This is a genomic window from Paenibacillus sp. LBL (genome assembly GCF_029893715.1).
Classification (GTDB): domain Bacteria; phylum Bacillota; class Bacilli; order Paenibacillales; family Paenibacillaceae; genus Paenibacillus_AQ; species Paenibacillus_AQ glucanolyticus.
The window spans coordinates 39,719-57,787 of the sequence record NZ_JARXYU010000024.1 but is presented as its reverse complement, the minus strand read 5'-3'; the positions used below and the strand labels follow the sequence as shown (position 1 = coordinate 57,787).

Annotated in this window: 17 protein-coding genes; 11 read left to right on the top strand and 6 right to left on the bottom strand. The window is 51.9% G+C overall.

Annotated features, from left to right (window positions below):
- Positions 1-191 precede the first annotated feature (191 nt).
- Entirely contained in the window at positions 192-1,151 is a 960-nt protein-coding gene (locus M2277_RS29130) for a metallophosphoesterase family protein (RefSeq protein ID WP_063478115.1), read from the top strand.
- A 127-nt stretch (positions 1,152-1,278) separates the two neighbouring features.
- Here M2277_RS29130 and M2277_RS29125 read toward each other — a convergent pair whose 3' ends face one another.
- Positions 1,279-1,782, bottom strand: a complete 504-nt coding sequence (locus tag M2277_RS29125; protein ID WP_280756245.1) for a hypothetical protein — start codon at positions 1,780-1,782, stop codon at positions 1,279-1,281.
- Positions 1,783-2,003: 221 nt separating this feature from the next.
- Here M2277_RS29125 and M2277_RS29120 point away from each other — a divergent pair, with 221 nt between their 5' ends.
- Complete coding sequence (locus M2277_RS29120; RefSeq protein ID WP_280756244.1) at positions 2,004-3,197, top strand: 3'-5' exonuclease; 1,194 nt, start codon at positions 2,004-2,006, stop codon at positions 3,195-3,197.
- A gap of 133 nt (positions 3,198-3,330) precedes the next feature.
- The gene (gene rlmN, locus M2277_RS29115) at positions 3,331-4,392 is read left to right on the top strand and encodes a dual-specificity RNA methyltransferase RlmN (RefSeq protein WP_063478113.1); all 1,062 of its coding nucleotides are present in this window, start codon (positions 3,331-3,333) and stop codon (positions 4,390-4,392) included.
- A gap of 212 nt (positions 4,393-4,604) precedes the next feature.
- Here rlmN and M2277_RS29110 read toward each other — a convergent pair whose 3' ends face one another.
- Complete coding sequence (locus M2277_RS29110; RefSeq protein WP_280756243.1) at positions 4,605-5,177, bottom strand: hypothetical protein; 573 nt, start codon at positions 5,175-5,177, stop codon at positions 4,605-4,607.
- 197 nt (positions 5,178-5,374) lie between these two features.
- On the opposite strand from M2277_RS29110, the gene M2277_RS29105 reads away from it, so the two are divergent.
- The 3 genes from M2277_RS29105 (at position 5,375) to M2277_RS29095 (ending at position 7,859) form a co-directional block, all read left to right on the top strand.
- Positions 5,375-5,668: a DUF6509 family protein gene (locus M2277_RS29105; protein WP_063478111.1), complete on the top strand. Its 294-nt coding sequence runs from the start codon at positions 5,375-5,377 to the stop codon at positions 5,666-5,668.
- A gap of 359 nt (positions 5,669-6,027) precedes the next feature.
- On the top strand, positions 6,028-6,564 hold the full coding sequence (locus M2277_RS29100; RefSeq protein ID WP_006207129.1) for a GNAT family N-acetyltransferase: 537 nt from the start codon (positions 6,028-6,030) through the stop codon (positions 6,562-6,564).
- A gap of 476 nt (positions 6,565-7,040) precedes the next feature.
- Positions 7,041-7,859 carry a GNAT family N-acetyltransferase gene (locus M2277_RS29095; RefSeq protein ID WP_280756242.1) on the top strand — a complete coding sequence of 273 codons (819 nt, stop codon included), beginning with the start codon at positions 7,041-7,043 and terminating at the stop codon, positions 7,857-7,859.
- Positions 7,860-7,926: 67 nt separating this feature from the next.
- Here the strand turns inward: M2277_RS29095 and M2277_RS29090 are convergent, their stop codons facing one another.
- Entirely contained in the window at positions 7,927-8,817 is an 891-nt protein-coding gene (locus tag M2277_RS29090; protein ID WP_006207127.1) for a LysR family transcriptional regulator, read from the bottom strand.
- A gap of 126 nt (positions 8,818-8,943) precedes the next feature.
- Here M2277_RS29090 and M2277_RS29085 point away from each other — a divergent pair, with 126 nt between their 5' ends.
- The 4 genes from M2277_RS29085 to M2277_RS29070 all read left to right on the top strand — a co-directional run bounded on the left by M2277_RS29085 (position 8,944) and on the right by M2277_RS29070 (position 13,512).
- On the top strand, positions 8,944-10,020 hold the full coding sequence (locus M2277_RS29085) for a branched-chain amino acid aminotransferase (RefSeq protein ID WP_006207126.1): 1,077 nt from the start codon (positions 8,944-8,946) through the stop codon (positions 10,018-10,020).
- A gap of 134 nt (positions 10,021-10,154) precedes the next feature.
- A complete protein-coding gene (locus M2277_RS29080; protein ID WP_006207125.1) occupies positions 10,155-11,051 on the top strand; it encodes an AraC family transcriptional regulator in 897 nt (298 codons plus the stop codon).
- A 106-nt stretch (positions 11,052-11,157) separates the two neighbouring features.
- A complete protein-coding gene (locus tag M2277_RS29075) occupies positions 11,158-12,141 on the top strand; it encodes an N-acetylglucosamine kinase (RefSeq protein WP_036640246.1) in 984 nt (327 codons plus the stop codon).
- A gap of 54 nt (positions 12,142-12,195) precedes the next feature.
- On the top strand, positions 12,196-13,512 hold the full coding sequence (locus tag M2277_RS29070) for a 6-phospho-beta-glucosidase (RefSeq protein ID WP_006207123.1): 1,317 nt from the start codon (positions 12,196-12,198) through the stop codon (positions 13,510-13,512).
- A gap of 117 nt (positions 13,513-13,629) precedes the next feature.
- On the opposite strand, the gene M2277_RS29065 is transcribed toward M2277_RS29070, so the two are convergent.
- The 3 genes from M2277_RS29065 to M2277_RS29055 all read right to left on the bottom strand — a co-directional run bounded on the left by M2277_RS29065 (position 13,630) and on the right by M2277_RS29055 (position 16,472).
- Positions 13,630-14,571 (bottom strand): SDR family oxidoreductase, encoded by a 942-nt coding sequence (locus tag M2277_RS29065; RefSeq protein WP_006207122.1) that lies wholly within the window; start codon positions 14,569-14,571, stop codon positions 13,630-13,632.
- Positions 14,568-15,665 (bottom strand): mannonate dehydratase, encoded by a 1,098-nt coding sequence (uxuA, locus tag M2277_RS29060; RefSeq protein ID WP_280756241.1) that lies wholly within the window; start codon positions 15,663-15,665, stop codon positions 14,568-14,570. The genes M2277_RS29065 and uxuA overlap by 4 nt, the downstream gene beginning before the upstream one ends.
- A 129-nt stretch (positions 15,666-15,794) precedes the next feature.
- Positions 15,795-16,472 (bottom strand): GntR family transcriptional regulator, encoded by a 678-nt coding sequence (locus tag M2277_RS29055; protein WP_280756240.1) that lies wholly within the window; start codon positions 16,470-16,472, stop codon positions 15,795-15,797.
- 87 nt (positions 16,473-16,559) lie between these two features.
- On the opposite strand from M2277_RS29055, the gene uxaC reads away from it, so the two are divergent.
- On the top strand, positions 16,560-17,963 hold the full coding sequence (uxaC, locus tag M2277_RS29050; RefSeq protein WP_063478103.1) for a glucuronate isomerase: 1,404 nt from the start codon (positions 16,560-16,562) through the stop codon (positions 17,961-17,963).
- Positions 17,964-18,069 lie beyond the last annotated feature (106 nt).

Here is an 18,069-nt window from a genome sequence, read left to right as displayed (position 1 = left end):
TTTATTTCACCTCGATATAATGTATGACTGATATTGACCGATAATGTGGATTAATCCTTATATTAGGGTGATAAAATCATAAAGTCAATGAAAAATCATTGACTTTACGAAGTCCCCTCCTCTAATATACACATAAAACCACAATAATGTGTATCAAAACCACATGCCCATATAAAAGGAGGAAATACGCAATGAAGCCGATTCTTCGATTCGGAGACGATCATACCTTCAAAATCGTGCAGTTTACCGATATTCATTGGATGAATGGAGAACCAGAGGATCAGTTGAGCCGACAGTGCATGGATACGGTGCTGGACCTGGAGCAGCCGGACCTGGTCGTGTTTACGGGCGATCTGATCTATTCAGGGGAAGTTGATCCCGGCTCAAGAAGGTGCGAGGATCCGGTGCAGGCCTTCAAGGATGTCGTAGCTTCGGTAGAATCCCGCGGCATCCGCTGGGCTTTTGTATTCGGGAATCACGATACGGAGGGGGATGTGACGCGTGAAGAGCTAATGGATGTCGCTATGCAGCACACCTATAACTGTGCGGAGCACGGTTCGGCGGATATTCATGGTGTAGGGAATTACACGCTTCCTATATACGGCAGTAATGGGGACAAGACAGAGGCCGTGCTGTACTTCTTCGACTCAGGGAGAGAGTCCGAACACCCTGCCGTTCCGGGATACGATTGGATCCGACGCGATCAGATCCGGTGGTATGAAATGGCCTCGATGGCTTACAGCGTTAAGCATAGCGGGAAACCGCTGCCGGCATTGGCTTTTTTCCATATCCCTCTGCCGGAGTACCAGGAGGTCTGGGAGCGGAAGACGTGTTACGGCAGCAAGTATGAGAAAGTATGCTGCCCGGAGGTGAATACCGGACTGTTCGCGGCGATGCTCGAAAGAGGCGATGTGCTGGGTACCTTCGCCGGGCATGATCACATCAACGATTATTGGGGCGAACTGCACGGCATCCGTCTCTGTTACGGCAGGGCCACCGGATATGGCACATATGGCCGGGAAGGCATGCTCCGAGGGGCGAGGGTCATTCGCCTGCATGAAGGACAGCGGCAATTTGACACCTGGATCACCCTGGCTAACGGCTCGCAAATAGGAGAGCAGGAGAAGCATGAGCCCGGCGTGTCTGTCTGATTATTGCGTATAGCCCCCCAATACACCTCTTTTATGCGGGACAATGAACCCGGCGGTTCCATAAGAGGTGTATGAATTGGGTTATTGTACTTGTGCGTTCATGAATATTACTTTGCTTGCTTGAGTATCACTTACTCAAGTTTACCGGCATTTCAACGGCTTTTTCAAAAAGCCATGCAGATAGCTGTTCAAATACCTCGGACTCCCTTTCAACCATTTTGTACATTTTGTTCTGGCCTCTTATAGCATAACCTTTTTGATTCATATCGAGGAAGTAATCATGTAATTCTCCATCACCGTCACGATAAAAAATAGTGAACGCAAACGTCTCTCCTCCATCATTTCTTATGTTTTTGGTGACAAATGATCTTGCTGATCTCGTATACGAAACGGAATCCAGAATGCTCATCCATTGGTTGAGCTCATTATGGTTGTCCTCGAATTCGATTAGGTAAGGTGTTATGTTAGATCCATTCAGGTGATAAAAAAAGATTTTTTCTATTGTAGTAGAATGGCTAATGAGGCTTGTAGCAGGCAAGCGAACCGAGTAATAGTTAATGATCCAAGAAATTGTTAAGATTATCACTGCACATGTGATCACTAATTTCTGTTGTTTCCTCAGCTTCTTCATAAATTTCCTTTCCTCAATCCCTGTCTTTTGTATTTATTAATCTAAACACTTGATTGGATAACTTGGTTGCAGAAACACCCTGTTTTTGACTTCACATTGGTAAAAAAGAGCGAAGCGTGCTTATTTTTGTTGGAACCGTACATTGGATCAAGCAGGGCGATCCTCCTTTTTGCATTAGATTTGTTGGGAATGATTTTTTGGAAGGTGGGGTGTTGTTGCGGATGAAGGTACAGATGTTGGAGCAAGCTTACGTATTATCGGGGCTGTCCATCAAGGATGTTCTGGAGCAAAAGTTCTGTGTATTCGATCTGGAGGCCACCGATGATCAGGTAGAGAACGCGGAGGTCATGGAAATTGGAGCCGTCCGTATGGACAGTACGGGCATACAAGAAGAGCAGACGTTCCATACGTATATCAAACCATCCGGGCCGATTCCGCAGCCGATCGCAGTCTCGACAGGAATCTATAATGCAGATGTGGAGGGTTCGCCCAGATTCCCGAAGGGGTACGGAATGTTTACCGGTTTTGCTAACGAATGCATCTTTGTCACGTACGGAGGGTATGAGTTTGATCTGCCGCTGCTCCAGCGTGAATGTGCCCGGCATGGTCTGCCCGAACCCGCGAATCCCTGTATTGATATCAAGGCAATGTTCGCTGGCCTTCATCCTGAAGTCGAAGATGAGATCACGATGGAGATGATGATGGACTATTACGGATTCGAGACCACAAGTCATAAGAGTGGCAATAGAATCGGAAATTACATGTTGATCGGTCACATATGGATGGATATGATGCAGGAGCTTAAGGCCAGAAGCATCCAACACCTTGAATACCCCGAACCGCTGATCGTCAAAAGATTTCAGCATCCGTCCAAGCGAAGCGTAGATACCGGCTCACGCAAGCTTCGTTTTCCTGCTCTGACGAATTCCCAGCGGAAGATCATGCTCAGTATTCTTGTATTATTCTTTCTTACGATGACTCTAACGGGTATGGTTGATCTATTCACGTTCCGATTGAGATGGAATGGCGGTTTATCCGGCAATGGCAATCCTGCACTCTTGATTGTATTCCTGCTGGTGCCGTTATACGCCGTACTTCTGTGTCTGACGGGGGCGGCATCCTGTTACTTTTTCCGGGAAAAAATGAGGGATGGATGGTATTCCGGCGGCATGTTATCTTTCCTTGTCGTGATGAACGGCACCATAAGCTGGTTGGCTGTCGGATATTATTATAGGATCTTTCATAACCTTGTCGGGGCAACATCAGAGTCAGGCTCCACTATATTCCGGTTTGGGGAATGGGATCAGTATTCAAATACGGCCTTTATTAATATTTTTACATATAGTCTGGGCATCTCTCTTTCGTTGTTAATAGGCTATGGGATTGCATTTCTTACACGTAAACAGCGGGGCTGATCTGGTGAGGCCCTGCCCTCAGGGAAGCTTAGAACGTGCAGGAACGCGAATTGCCTATAACTCCCCTTGTGTTCGCCTCGGAATTTTGGGACAATAAGGAGTGGTGGACTATGAATGGAAAGAGGACCTATCAATGAACAAACCATCCATATATGGATTAACCTTAGATCAGATGACCGCTTGGCTTGGCGAGCGTGGACATAAGAAGTTTCGGGCAACACAGGTGTGGGAATGGCTGTATCGGAAGCGGGTCACTGCTTTTTCGGATATGACGGACGTGCATCCCGAATGCGTGGAGCTGCTCGCGGATCATTATACTATTCTGACCTTGGAAGAGCATACCAAGCAGGAATCGCTCGACGGGACGGTTAAGTTTCTGTTTAAGCTGGTGGACGGCAACCTGATAGAAACCGTATTGATGCGGCATAAATTCGGCTTGTCGGTCTGTGTGACAACTCAAGTGGGCTGCAACATTGGCTGCAGCTTCTGTGCCAGCGGGCTGCTGAAGAAGAGTCGGGATTTATCGGCAGCTGAAATTGTAGAGCAGGTCATGCAGGTTCAGCTACACCTGGATCAGAGAGGCAAGGACGAGCGCGTCAGCCATCTTGTAGTGATGGGGATTGGGGAGCCGTTTGATAACTATGAGAACATGTCGGATTTCATCCGCGTGATCAAGGATCATAAGGGCCTTGCCATCGGACCGCGGCATATTACGGTTTCGACCAGCGGGCTGGCTAACAAAATCGTGGAGTTTGCGGACAGCGATCTCGGCGTGAATCTCGCCATCTCCCTGCATGCGCCGAATGACGAGATTCGTACGCGCATCATGAAGATTAACAAAGCGATTCCGATTCAGAAGCTGATGGCAGCCATTGATTATTATTTGGAAAAAACGAATCGCCGGATCACGCTGGAGTACATTCTGCTGAAAGATGTGAATGACCAGCGCGAGCACGCGCTTGAGCTTGCAGAGCTCGTGGGCGATCGTCGTAACCTGGCGAATGTGAACCTCATTCCCTACAATCCGGTGGATGAGCACAGCCAATATCAGCGGAGTTCGAAGGAATCGATTACCGCATTTTACGATACCCTGAAGAAGCAGGGGATTAGCTGCAGCGTGCGTCTGGAGCATGGCACCGATATTGATGCGGCCTGCGGACAGCTGCGGAGCAAGCAGATCAAGAAAGCACAATAGCACCGAGGGCGATGCTGGATACAGCAATCGATCAGGGCTTATCGGGCGAAGAAGAGTATACTCATTCCATGGGTATGCTCTTTGCTGTTTCCATGAACTTCTATAACTCGGGATAGAAATAACGGCCCTGAAAAGGGCCGTTATGCCTGCTCTCATACATGTTACGGGAATCAATTGCTCCTGCTCCGTTTCCTTCTTGGACTGCTGATTGCTTAGTAAGCTTTTCTACCGCTATAGGAATGGTGCTTGTGGATCCGGCCGTGTTTTTTGACTTCTTTGTTGATCGCTTTGCCACCGGCTCCGCCTCCGACTGCTTGCTGCTGCCGGGTGCCTTTGCTATCGATGGCCGCGTTGGTTCCGCCTGTGCTGTATTTTCCGGCGCCGCTGGCAATTTGCGTAGCAGAAGCGCTGCTGCCCCGGCTCGGCAGCTTGGCTACCTGTTTGTTGATCACAAACACCACTTCCTTTTGAAGCTGTTTGTGCCGGCCGCGCTTGCTGCGGTGTTTCGAGGAATGATCCCTCGGATCCTTAAGTCCCAGGTTCTTGGCAATGCCGCCCGCGCCTATGCTTTCCTGCTGGAACGTATGCGGGGAGTTGATGGCGGCGTTGCTGCCGGCTGCGCTGCTCTTTCCTGCGCCGCTGGCGATTTGCGTTGTATTGGGAGCATTCGTGAATTGGTCGTTGACGACAACAACAAATCGTCCGATGCCTCCAAGCGGCGAGGTCAGGGAGAAACGCTGATTGCCCTTCTCGATGGTGATGGTAAGCTGATCCTCATGAGCCACTTGCCCTCATCTCCTTTTTTGCAGGGTCTATGTTTATACTTTATCGTAGAACATTCATGCTGAGCAGGGTAAGGGGTATATGCCAAGAGACGGACCAATTGAGGAAACGGCCTGTATTCCAGCGGACGGTTAGAGGAATGTATAAGAATTGGGGCTTCGTTGTGTATAATGAGTAAGGTGATAGAAAGGGTGGGAATATGCTGACAATTAAAGAATACAGCGTGGAGTTGGTCAAAGATCCGTTCGGAATCTTAACCGGCAAACGCTTTGAATTTGTATGTGATCTGGACGTTCCGGAGGATGATGAGCTTTATTCGGAGCAGGGCATTTACTTAAGGGTGATTTTTCTGGATGACGAGGAGCGCTCGCGTATCGTCAAGTACGATTTTTATGAGCGGACCACGGATCAGTATCTGGACTTCGATATGGAACCCGAAGAAGAAGAACAGCTTACCGCTTTTTGCAAAGAGCATTTGCAAGAGGAAGGTTAGAGCCGAGCCGGAAGCATTGTGAAAAGGCACCCTCGGGGGTGTCTTTTTTTCATTTTTACACAGCAGATTTATCGTTCAGCGGTAATTCAAGACATACAGGCGTATTCCTTAAAATCAAGAGCCAGACTATGCATACAATCGGTTCGCTATTTGCATGATATAAAATAACAGAATTCAACATAATTTTGGATGAGCTGTAGGTCATATACTGAAAACATGGTGAAATAGAGGATAGGGTTACCATATTTTCACCCTATTCGTAACGCAATTTACATACCTGTAAACCTCTTTGAAGATTAAATATGTTATCCTAGACATACTAACCTTACATACATCATTCATTAGGGAGGGGATTGACCGTGAATATTGAGGTACGTTTATGCCCGAAGGAACAGTCATTTATTCTGCATAACATCTATCCACTGTACTTGCATGACATTGCTGAGATATGGGGGGTCCGCCCTAACCGGTTCGGTGTATTCGAGAAAGAGGATGTGCCAACCCTGAGCGAACAGACCAAGCAGCTCGATGTTTGGTGGGAGCAGCCATCGGTTCTTTTTCCTTATTTGATCAGTGTGGATGGCATTGCGGCAGGGCTGGCGCTGGTGGCGACAACACCGTACATTCCATCACCGAATATCCAGTATTATTTGAATGACTTTTTTGTGCTTCGGACTTTTCGAAGACAAGGTGTAGCCCAACGTGCGGCTGAGCTTGTGTTCGATCATTTCCAAGGTGCATGGGAGCTTCAGACGAATCCGACCGAGCGTAATATGAGCACTCAGATTTTTTGGCGCAAAACGCTGAATACGTACACGGGCGGAAGGTATACGGAGCATGATGGCGTCCATCCTGAGAAGGGAGATATGCTGGTATTCCGTTTTAATAACAAATAGATCGGGAAACTCCAAGTATTTCTTCAATGTTGGGATAGGGGCTTGACAGCTAGGTGAGGCCGGGATTACACTGAGTAAAATTTTGTGAAAAAATGCTTGGATGAGGACGCCTGAATCGTAAATGAAGCTGAAATCAGAGAGCTGCTGGATGGTGCGAAGCAGTCAGCGGCGATGAATGGCCATCACCTCGGAGCAGATCTGCCGATGATTGAGGTCTTGAGGTGGATCCGGGAACTCCCTGCCGTTATCATGGGGCATCATTGATGGATGGTGATTAGAGCGCGTGCCGGTTTGATCGGCGCGAATCAGGGTGGTAACGCGGAGCGAGGCTCCGTCCCTACAAGGGACGGGGTTTTTTTGTGTTTCCAGGGTCATCGTACGCGCAACGCACAAGCGCACAATGCTTGATGACGGATGGATTCAGGACTCCAACAGCTGGCAAACAGGATTGATCCTGGGAGAGAGGGAGTGTACAAATGCTTGGGAAGTTGATGCCACGGGACGAGGTGCTGTATGGAGCGGATTTTATTCAGGATGAGGTCTCGTACAATCTGATCCATCTCATAACTGAATCGACGCAGAATGTTGGTCTGAAATCGCTGGATGGACGCATGATCCTTGCGCAGTCTCCCCGTGGGAACGCCTGGTTATGGTTAGCCCGGGAGGTCACAGACGAAGAACGTCAAAACTTGTTGCAAGAGCTGGTGAGGGAGCTGGGAGAGGCTGCACTGCCTGGAGTGACCGGAGAGCCGGACGTGGCGGAGCAGTTTGCAAGGATTTATGCGGACGCCCATAACGTGGCCTGCCGTCATCATATGACGATGGAATGTTACCATGCTCCCATCGTGAAGCGGCCTCTGCATGTAGAGGGTGCAATTAGGCTTGCCGCACCCGAGGATACGCAGCAGGTGGCCCGGTTTCTGGTAGGCTTCTCGGAAGATGCTTACGGTGTGCGCGCGAATGCGGCAAGCCAGGTCGTGGCAGCGGAGCGCCTCATTAAACAAGGCGGACTCTATGTATGGATTGCCGGTGATCAAACGGTATCCATGGCCAACATCGCGCACCGGTCACCAAGACACGGACGGATAAATGCCGTATACACTCCGAGAAATGAACGGAAAAAAGGATATGCCAGCGCGTTGGTGGCCGAACTTGGACTTGTCCTGAGGCAGGATGGCCTGGTCCCCATGCTGTATGCCGATCAGGCCAACCCGGACTCCAATCGGTTGTACCGAAAGATCGGATTTAACCGGTGCGGGACGATTCGTGACTTCAAGTTTGTTAACCATGAATAACGAATCCTTGAATGTCGCCCGCCACGGCTTGGACAAAGCCGGGGCAGACGGCAGGCGCCAACAAATGTTATTCTATAAAGGTATCTAGAAAATGCCGGGCCCGATTGGACAGTACATGATCCTTGAGCCAGACAATGCCGACGTCGGACTGAAAATCAGCGCTTGTGATGGACAGTGTCCGGATGTTGGGGATCGCGAATGAGGACATGACCGATTCGGGTAAAATGGTGGTACCAATACCTTCAGCTACCAAGGCCAGAATAATGGCGACGCTGGAACATTCACATATGACACGCGGTTCAAGTCCGCCGCGCTTGAATTCTTGTATGACCCGCTCATGCATCCCGATCGTCTGATCGGTCTTTAAGGACAGGAACGGATAATCCGCCAGCTCGCGCATCGAGATTTCGGACAGGGCGGCAGTGCTTGCCCAACTGCTGGGAAGGACCGCCACGAAGGGGTCCGAAGGCAAGGGCTGCACAGCATATCGCTCAGGCCCGAAGCTGGATTCGAAGGGGAGGCGGGTTACCGCCAGCTCAATGTTGCGTTTATCGAGCTGATCTGCCAGCAGGGAATGATCCCCTTCCCGAATCTTGAAGGTGACCTCCGGATAGTGCTGCCGGAAGATATGGATCCGCTGCGGCAGGAGAGAAATGCAGGATACGACGGCGCCGATGGAGAGCATGCCGCGGACTCCTGCGTGAATCTCTTTCACCTCGGTTAGCGTTTCATTAAACTGGTTTAGCAGGGATGCCGCCCTGTTCTGCAGAAGCTCGCCTGCGTGCGTCAGCTGCAGCTGCTTGCCGCTGCGGTCAAACAGCGTAACGCCAAGCTCCTCCTCCATCAGCTTCAGCTGACGGCTTAACGGAGGCTGCTCCATGTTCAGCTGTTTCGCTGCACGCGTGATCTGTCCTTCCTGCGCAATCGTCAGGAAATATCGTAGCTGCCGGATATCCATGCTCTCTACCTCCTCTCCATACCCAAAAGGTATGGTATCCCTATAAATCAGATATTTTTAATATAGGGTATCGATTGATATGATTCAACTAATAAAAACGTTTGCAGATTAAGGAGATGTGTGTACATGACTTACACGATACCCGTGGAATTAACGACTACCCCGAAGGCGAAGCCGAGCCATCATAAACAGGCCTTCGGCACTGTGTTTACGGATCATATGTTTATTCTCGACTATGACGCCGGCAAAGGCTGGCACGATCCCCGTGTCGTTCCTTATCAGCCTATTGAATTGGATCCTGCTGCGAAGGTATTTCATTATGGCCAGACGGTATTTGAAGGCTTGAAGGCTTATCTGACAGAAGATCAGCGGATTCTTATGTTCCGTCCAGGCAAAAATATTCAGCGGCTTAACTTGTCCAATCATCGCCTCAGCATCCCGGCACTCGACGAAGAACTGGTGATGGAGGCACTGAAACAGCTGGTGCTCGTGGATCGCGACTGGATTCCATCCGAGCCGGGAACATCGCTCTATATCCGCCCGTTTGTCATTGCAACCGAGCCGGTGCTTGGTGTAGCGCCGTCCCTGCAATACAAGTTCATGATCATCCTGTCGGTTGTCGGCTCGTATTATGCGGAAGGCATTAATCCGGTGAGCATTTATGTCGAGCCGAAATATGTACGCGCGGTAGCCGGAGGAGTGGGTAACGCCAAGACGGCAGGCAACTATGCGGCAGGCTTGAAGGCACAGGATGAAGCCACCCTGAAGGGATATTCCCAGGTGTTATGGCTCGACGGCGTGCACCGCAAATATATTGAGGAAGTCGGCAGCATGAATGTGTTCTTCAAGCTTGGCGACACAGTGGTGACCCCGGCACTGAACGGAAGCATCCTGGACGGGGTTACCCGGAACTCGGTCATTCAGCTGCTCCAGCATTGGAACATTCCTGTGGAAGAACGTGCGCTTTCCATTGATGAGATCGTGGAAGCCCATCGCAGCGGATTGCTGACCGAAGCATTTGGAACCGGCACGGCAGCGGTTATTTCACCCATCGGCTCCCTGGAGTGGGAAGACGAGCAATTGGTGATTGGCGAGGGAGCAACGGGCGAACTCTCCAGACGTGTGTATGATGCGATCACGGGCATCCAGCTTGGAACGGCGGAGGACCCGTTCGGCTGGGCTATTGAGCTTACATTATCTTAATGAACTTTAAAAGGACTTGCTTCAGGCGGCACACTGCTTGAAGTTGAGTCCTTTTTTTCTTGCCGCGGCTCATGGTACGATGTGGGTAAATCACGAACTCGTATCGATATTGAGGGCCATGGAGGTGAATGTGTGTGAATCGTCCGCAGAGCGTTGTTCCGGATGCCATCGTTTTTACGAATGCTGCCTTTCCTTTCACTGCATCGACCACGCACGGTATATTTGCCGGAGCCCAGCGCCTGCATTGGCACCATGCTCTGGAGCTTAACTATATTCGCAGCGGCATCGGATTTATTCTGATCAACGGGATGAAGCTGCCTTTTCAGCAGGGGGACATTATTTTCATTAACAGCAATGATCTGCACCGGGCCTATGAAACGGAGAACCTCGTCATGGATGTCATTATGTTCGAGCCTTCGCTGCTGTCCATTGATCTCAAGTTCGATCCGGATTTGATGGCTCCGTTCCGTTCGCTGGGGAACGTGGACCGGCAGTCTCCGGTCCACGATGAATTGGCCCGGCTGCTCCGGCGCATGATGGACGAGAATGAAGCGCGGGGCACCTCTTACATGAGTCTGATCCGTTCGGATCTGATTCGATTCCTTAGTTTGGCGAACCGCCACCTGTCAACTCCGATCCAGGAGAACCGACCGATCAAGGGCAGGGGAATGCACGCGTTAAAAGAAGTCCTGCGCACGATGGAGCTTCACCTGGATTACGGCTGGACGCTGCAGGAGCTGTCGGATTTGACACACCTGAGTCCTTCCCGGTTCAGCGCACTCTTCCAGCAGGCGGTTGGAACGTCCCCGCACCATTACCTGATCCAGCTGCGCCTAACCCATGCCGTGCATCTGCTGGAGACAACCGATCAGAAGATCATTGAGATTGCGGAAACCTGCGGATTTCGGAATTTGTCCAACTTCAATCGCTTGTTCAAGCAGCATGTCGGGGCATCGCCAAGCGAAATTCGGGAGCACGCGTATGCGGGCCGTCCCGTTATTCCTTCAACCACCAAGCCTGAGAAACAGTAAGATAGTATCACACCTCGATGGTATAGCAGTAGATGGAGCAAGGTGGAAGCGGTATCTTGGATATATACCACCATGATGCCGCTATAGGCGGGTAGGAGTGAAGTCCATGAGTTTGTATCTGGGTGTAGATGCCGGCGGCAGCAAGACGCACGCTGTGATCTGTGATGAACAAGGGAACATTCTTGGCAAGGGGGCTTCTGGTAACGGTAATCACCAGATTCACCGTGAACATGCGGCCCGTAACATTGAGGAAGCCTGTGATGCAGCTCTTCAACAGGCTGGTGCTGCCAAAGAAGATATAAGTTATGCCTATTTCGGCTTGGCTGGAGCGGACCGGGAAGCAGATTATGAGATTCTGCGCCCCATGATCGGAGCGCTGGGCTATGCCAGACATGGTATCGCATGCGATACCATTATCGGTATGCGGGCAGGAACGAGCCGTCCATATGGAGCTGCATTGATCTGCGGTACGGGCTTTAACAGCGCGGCGCGCAATCGCGCGGGAGCAGAGCTGCAGTATGGGGGCTTCGGATTCCTGTATGGAGACGGATACGCAGGCGGTTCGGGGTTCGCGAAGCTGGCCTTCCGGGCGGTTATTCGGGCTTGGGACGAGCGGGGACCGGCAACTTTATTGACTTCGCTCGTTCTGGAGCAGATGGGATATGCGTCCGTGGAACCGATGTACGAGGATGTTCTCTACGGTAAAGCTTCGGTTCCGCCAAGCCTGGTGAAAACCTTGTTCCAGGCAGCCGAAGCCGGCGACGAGGTAGCGACCCGGATTCTTCAGAACGAAGGCGAAGAGCTGGCCAATGCGGTATGCACGCTCATCCGGCGGCTGGATATGACCGATGAAGCCTTTGACATTGTCTATATCGGCAGTGTGCTGAACAGGCCGAACAGCTCCATTTTGACGGATGCGATTGAACGGGTCGTTGCAGTCCGTGCACCGCATGCAGCATGTGTAAGACTGACCTCCGATCCGGTTTCCGGCGCACTTCTCTGTGCGATGGATGCCGATGGGGTTACCGTGGCTGCAGAGACGGAAGCCAAACTGAAGGCTTTTACGTTCGAACAGGTAACCACGGCCTGACCAGCTTAGCGATGGAATAGATCATATGGATAACATATCTTGGAGGCGATGAACATGGCAGCAGGATTGAAGATAGCGGTCATTGGGGGAGGGTCCTCGTACACCCCGGAAATTGTTGAAGGTTTCATTCGCAATTATGAGCAGATGCCGATTCGTGAACTATGGTTCGTAGATATTGAAGAGGGCAAGCATAAGCTTGAGATCGTAGGAAATCTGGCGAAGCGCATGGTAAAAGAGTCCGGCCTGCCGATTGAGGTTCATCTCACACTGGATCGCAGACAAGCGATAGCAGGCGCTGACTTTGTAACGACTCAGATGCGTGTCGGCTTGCTGGCCGCACGTAAACAGGATGAGCATATTCCGATTATGCATGGTGTCATCGGTCAGGAGACGACGGGTCCGGGCGGAATGCTGAAGGCACTGCGCACTGTTCCTGTCATTCTGGACATCTGCCGCGATATCGAGGAGCTGGCGCCGAATGCGTGGATGCTTAACTTTACGAATCCGGCCGGAATTGTAACCGAGGCTGTTGCGAAGCACAGCAAGGTCAAGTCCGTAGGACTGTGCAACTCCCCGATTAACTTCCAGAAGTTTCTCGCGGCTGAATATGGCGTGTCCGAGAAGGATGTTCTAGCCGAGTTTGTTGGCATCAACCATCTTCACTGGGTGACCTCGGCCATCGTCAACGGCGAAGAGAAGATGCCGGAGCTGCTGGACGGCGGCAAGTCGTATACGGCCAAGAACGTGCCGACCTTTGGATGGGATGCCGACTTCATCCGTTCGCTGGGAGCCATTCCGACGTATTACCTTAAATACTTCTACATGACGGATACGATGCTCGCGGATATGAAGGCATCACTGGAGAAGGACGGGACCCGAGCGGACGTGGTTAGCCGGGTAGAGCAGGAGCTGTTCGAGCTCTACAAGGACGAGAATTTGGCGGAGAAGCCGAAGCAGCTGGAGCAGCGGGGCGGTGCTTACTATTCCGAAGCGGCTGTTAACCTGATGACCTCGATCTACAATGACCGCCATGATATCCAGACATTGAATGTGTCCAATGGAAACATCTACGACTTCCTGCCTGCGGATGCCAGCATTGAGATCAACTGCGTGGTGACAGGCCAGGGCCCAATTCCACTCGTACCGCAAAAGGTTCCTTCCCATGTAAAAGGGCTGATGCATGCGGTGAAAGTGTACGAACAATTAACGATTGAAGCCGCCATTACCGGTGATCGCGGCATTGCTCTGCAAGCGCTGGTTCATCATCCGCTGGTACCGTCCGTGACGGTAGCGAAGCAGCTGCTCGATGAGATGCTGGAGGCGAACAAGAAATATTTGCCGGCCTTTTTTAAGCCGGAGGCTGTGCTGTAAATCGAGTGGGGATACCACTCCACATAAGAAACAACGCTTATATTTAGTAAAAAAGAGCCTTCCCAAGATCAGATAATCTTGGGAAGGCCTTTTGCTGATGAAACCGTATGCGATTCGTTATACGCCGGAATAAGCCATGAAACCGCCGTCCACAGGGATCACCGTTCCCGTGACGAACCCGGAGGTCTGATCGTCCACGAGCCAGAGCAGCGTACCGAGCAGATCCTCGGGTACGCCGAACCGTCTCATGGGAGTATGCGAGATGATTTTATGAGAGCGTTCGGTTAGCGAACCATCGCTATGGGTCAGCAGGTTGCGGTTCTGCTCGGTCAGGAAGAAGCCCGGCGCAATCGCGTTCACACGAATGCCCGATTCCGCGAGATGAACCGACAACCACTGCGTGAAGTTGTTGATGGCCGCTTTGGCTGCGCTGTAAGCCGGAACCTTGGTCATCGGGCTTGGCGCGCTCATGGACGAGACGTTCAGCACGACGGCCCCGGGACGCCCCAGCATCCCCTCCGCAAAGATTTGCGTCGGAATGAGGGTGCCGATGAAGTTCAGGTCGAACACGCTGCGGAAGCCCGGCACGCTTAACCCGAAGAACGTTGTAACCTCCGGATCCGGCGCTCCCGCATCTTCCGGCCGGTAGATTTCATGGGTTGTGTTGGCATCCTTACGGTTGCCGCCGGCTCCATTAATGAGGATATCGCAGGGGCCATAGGCTTCACGTACAGCCTTCTCGGCTTCGCGGACGCTCTCAACATCCGTCACGTCGCACGGAACGGCAATCGCAGCACCGCCGGCGGCGATAATCTCGTCGGCCACCTGCTGGCCCTTCGAGGCCGTGCGATTCAAGACAGCCACCTTGGCGCCTTGCCGTCCCAGTTCAAGGGCCATCGCCCGGCACAGCACCCCGGAGCCGCCCGTAATGACAACCGTCTTTCCCTTTAGTGACGGATGGAGCGGAAGTGACGGGGTATTTTGCGGCGTGTCTTCAGGGATAGCTTCTCCTGATCCTGGCCCGGAAGCTCCTGCAACATGAATATGAACCTCGCTCATTGAACAGCCTCCTTCCGCTCGGCTGCGCTCTCTGCACGCTCACGGCTGTATGCGTCCCACAGCCCCCACAGATACATAATGCCTAAGGCGCGGTCATACAGACCGTAACCCGGGCGGCATTGCTCACCCCAGATATGCCGTCCGTGATCGGGTCTTACATATCCGGTGAAACCGTTGTCATGATAAGCCTGCACAATACCGGATATATCCACGGTCCCGTCTTCGGTCCGGTGCGACGTCTCCATGAAATCGCCATTCTCGTAGACGCGGACATTTCGGATATGCGCGAATGGAATCCGGTCATGGAACTCGTGGATCATGGAGACGATATCGTTGTCCGGATTGGCGCCGAGCGACCCGCTGCACAGGGTCAGGCTGTTCGCCGGGCTGTCATACAGATGGAGGAATCTGCGCAGATTCTCCTGACTGGTGATGATTCGCGGCAGACCGAAGATCGGCCAAGGCGGATCATCCGGATGAATGGCCATTCGAATGCCATTCTTCTCGGCAGCCGGAATGACGGCGCTTAAGAAATATTCAAGGTTGCTCCACAGATCTTCCTCGGTAACGCCGCGGTAAGCCTCGAATAAGGACGTCAGATGCGCCAATCGCTCCGGCTCCCAGCCTGGCATGGTCAGGGTGCTGTTCCGGTTGATCGTCTGAACCAGCTCCATCGGGTCGGTGCCGTGGATCTTGGCCTTCTCGAAGAAGAGAGCCGTGGATCCATCCGGCGCCTGCTTGTGAAGATCAGTTCTAGCCCAGTCGAACACCGGCATGAAATTGTAGCAGATGACTTTGACGCCGACCTGACCCAATTTCTCAATCGTCCGGATGTAATTGGCTATGTATTGGTCGCGTGATGGGAGGCCGAGCTTGATATCCTCGTGGACATTCACGCTTTCCACGACGTCCACATGAAGTCCGTACGCTTTAGCCTGGTCCACAACTTCTCCAATTCGCTCCATCGGCCATTCTTCACCGACAGGAATATCGTGAAGTGCCCATACGATGCCCTCCACGCCGGGAATTTGTTTAATCTGGTCCAGCGAGATCGTATCATTACCCTCGCCGAACCACCTGAATACCATGCGCATTTCTTCACCGCCTTTATAAGTTTAAGGAGTTAACGCAACAGCTGCCGGAAATCTGCAATTACGATGGTACAGCCAAGATGGAAGGCTGCGGACGGACAAGGAGGTGCACCCGCACCCGCCGCGTATGCCTTATTTAAAATAATCGGGATGCTTTTCTTTCAGCACAGCCAGATTGGAGATGATCAGGCTGAGATGTTCCTGCATCTCACGCTCTGCATGATCAGCGTCATGGCGCCGGATCGCGTCCACGATCTCCCGATGCTGCTCGTACAGGTTAGTCCAATTCGGATCGGCGGACAGCCATAACATCCGGCTCCGGTTCAGATGAGCATTCATCTGCTGCAGCACATTCCAGGTACCTACCTTGCGGCAGCCTTCAAACAAAATCCGGTGAAAGGTTTCATCCAGTTCAAACATATGCTTGCCGTCATGTTTCTCGATGCTCTCGCTTTGCTCGGACAGATTCCATTCCAGCTCAAGAAGTTTATCCTCCGGAAAGCTCTCGCAGGCAAGACGGACGACAGCCTTCTCAAGCTGCTCCCGCATGAAGCGGGCTTCCTCGACCAGCTCCGAATCAATGAGCGAGACCCGCGTGCCGCGCTGGGGAAGAACAACAACAAGGTCCTCCTGAGCCAGGCGGACAAAGCTTTCCCGCACCGGTGTTCGGCTAACTTCGAATGAAAGGGAAACCTCCTTCTCGGATAGAGCGGTTCCGGGGGGGAGCTCGAGACTCACAATTTGCTGCTTAAGCTGGGAGTACACGATATGTCCGGCCGACCCTGGCTGTAAACGCAAAGATTCTACCACGGCATCACCTCCTAATGTATTCCATACTACCATACTTGTATGGTAGTATGGAACTGAAAATCTAAATAAGAATCGGAGGGCAATCACATGAGCCGTTTGGATACGGAAAATCTGCTGCTGAACAGCAACAGTGCCAAGAAACTTTTTTATGATTATGCGGAAGGCATGCCGATATTCGATTATCACAATCATCTAAACCCGAAGGATATCGCGATCAACCGGCAATTCGATAACCTGACAGAGATATGGCTGGAGGGAGATCATTACAAATGGAGAGCCATGCGCTGGCTCGGTGTCAACGAAGAGCTGATTACAGGCAGTGCAAGCCCGGAAGAGAAGTTTATGGCCTGGGCAGGCTGCGTTCCGCGTCTGGTCGGCAATCCACTGTATCACTGGACGCATCTGGAGCTGGCGCGTTACTTCGGGGTTCAGGAGCGGCTAACCTCAGGCAATGCCAGGGAAATCTGGGAGACCTGCAATGAACAGCTCAAGAGTCCTTCCTTACGGGCAGGCGGGATTCTGGATAAATTCAAAGTGAAAGTAGCCTGCACCACGGATGATCCGCTCGATTCGCTGGAGTTCCACCGTGCCATTCGGGAGAACGGGGAATTGACCACCATCGTAGCGCCTGCATTCCGTCCGGATCGGGTGCTGGACCTGACCCATCCCGATTTCACCTCCTATGTGGAGACACTGGGATCCACGGCAGATCAAGCTGTAGATACCTACCAGGAATTGCTGGAAGCTCTGCAGCATCGGATACAATATTTCCACGATCATGGCTGCCGCCTGTCGGATCACGGCTTTGGCAGTTTTCCTTATGAACCGGCAGGGGAGAAAGAGGTTGCAGACATTTACGGCAAAGCCATCAGCGGTCTCAGCATAACGCCGCTCGAAGAACGGAAATACCGCACGCATACCCTGCTTAAGCTGGGCGAGATGTATCACGCGATGGGCTGGACCATGCAGCTGCATATTGGGGCGATCCGGAACAATAATGCGCGTATGTTCGCGAAGATCGGCAAGGATAGCGGGTATGACTCGATTATGGATTTTCATCTGGCGGAGAGCCTGAACGGATTCCTGAGCAGACTCGACAGCAGCGATCAGCTTCCGCAAACGATTGTATACAGCTTGTATTCGTCTCATTACGAAATGCTGGCTACCACGATCGGGAATTTCCAGGCGGCTGGCGTTGAGGGCAAGCTTCAGCTCGGGTCGGCCTGGTGGTTCCACGATCAGAAGGAAGGCATGCTGAAGCAGCTTACCGCGCTGTCTTCCATGGGGCTCATCAGCACCTTTGTCGGCATGCTGACGGATTCACGGAGCTTCATGTCGTTCCCAAGGCATGAATATTTCCGGCGAGTGCTGTGCCGTCTGTTCGGGGACTGGATCAAGGAAGGGGAGGTACCCGCGGATTACGATTATATCGGTGCCATTATCCAGGATATCTGCTACCTTAATGCCGAGCGTTATTTTCAAATTCGTTGACAATTTCGCGCAGAGCATGAACAATAGACTTACTATATGAAAGCGTTTGCCGACTGACGGATAGGCATGGGTTGGTAGGCAGATGGGAACAAAAGGCGAGGGGGAC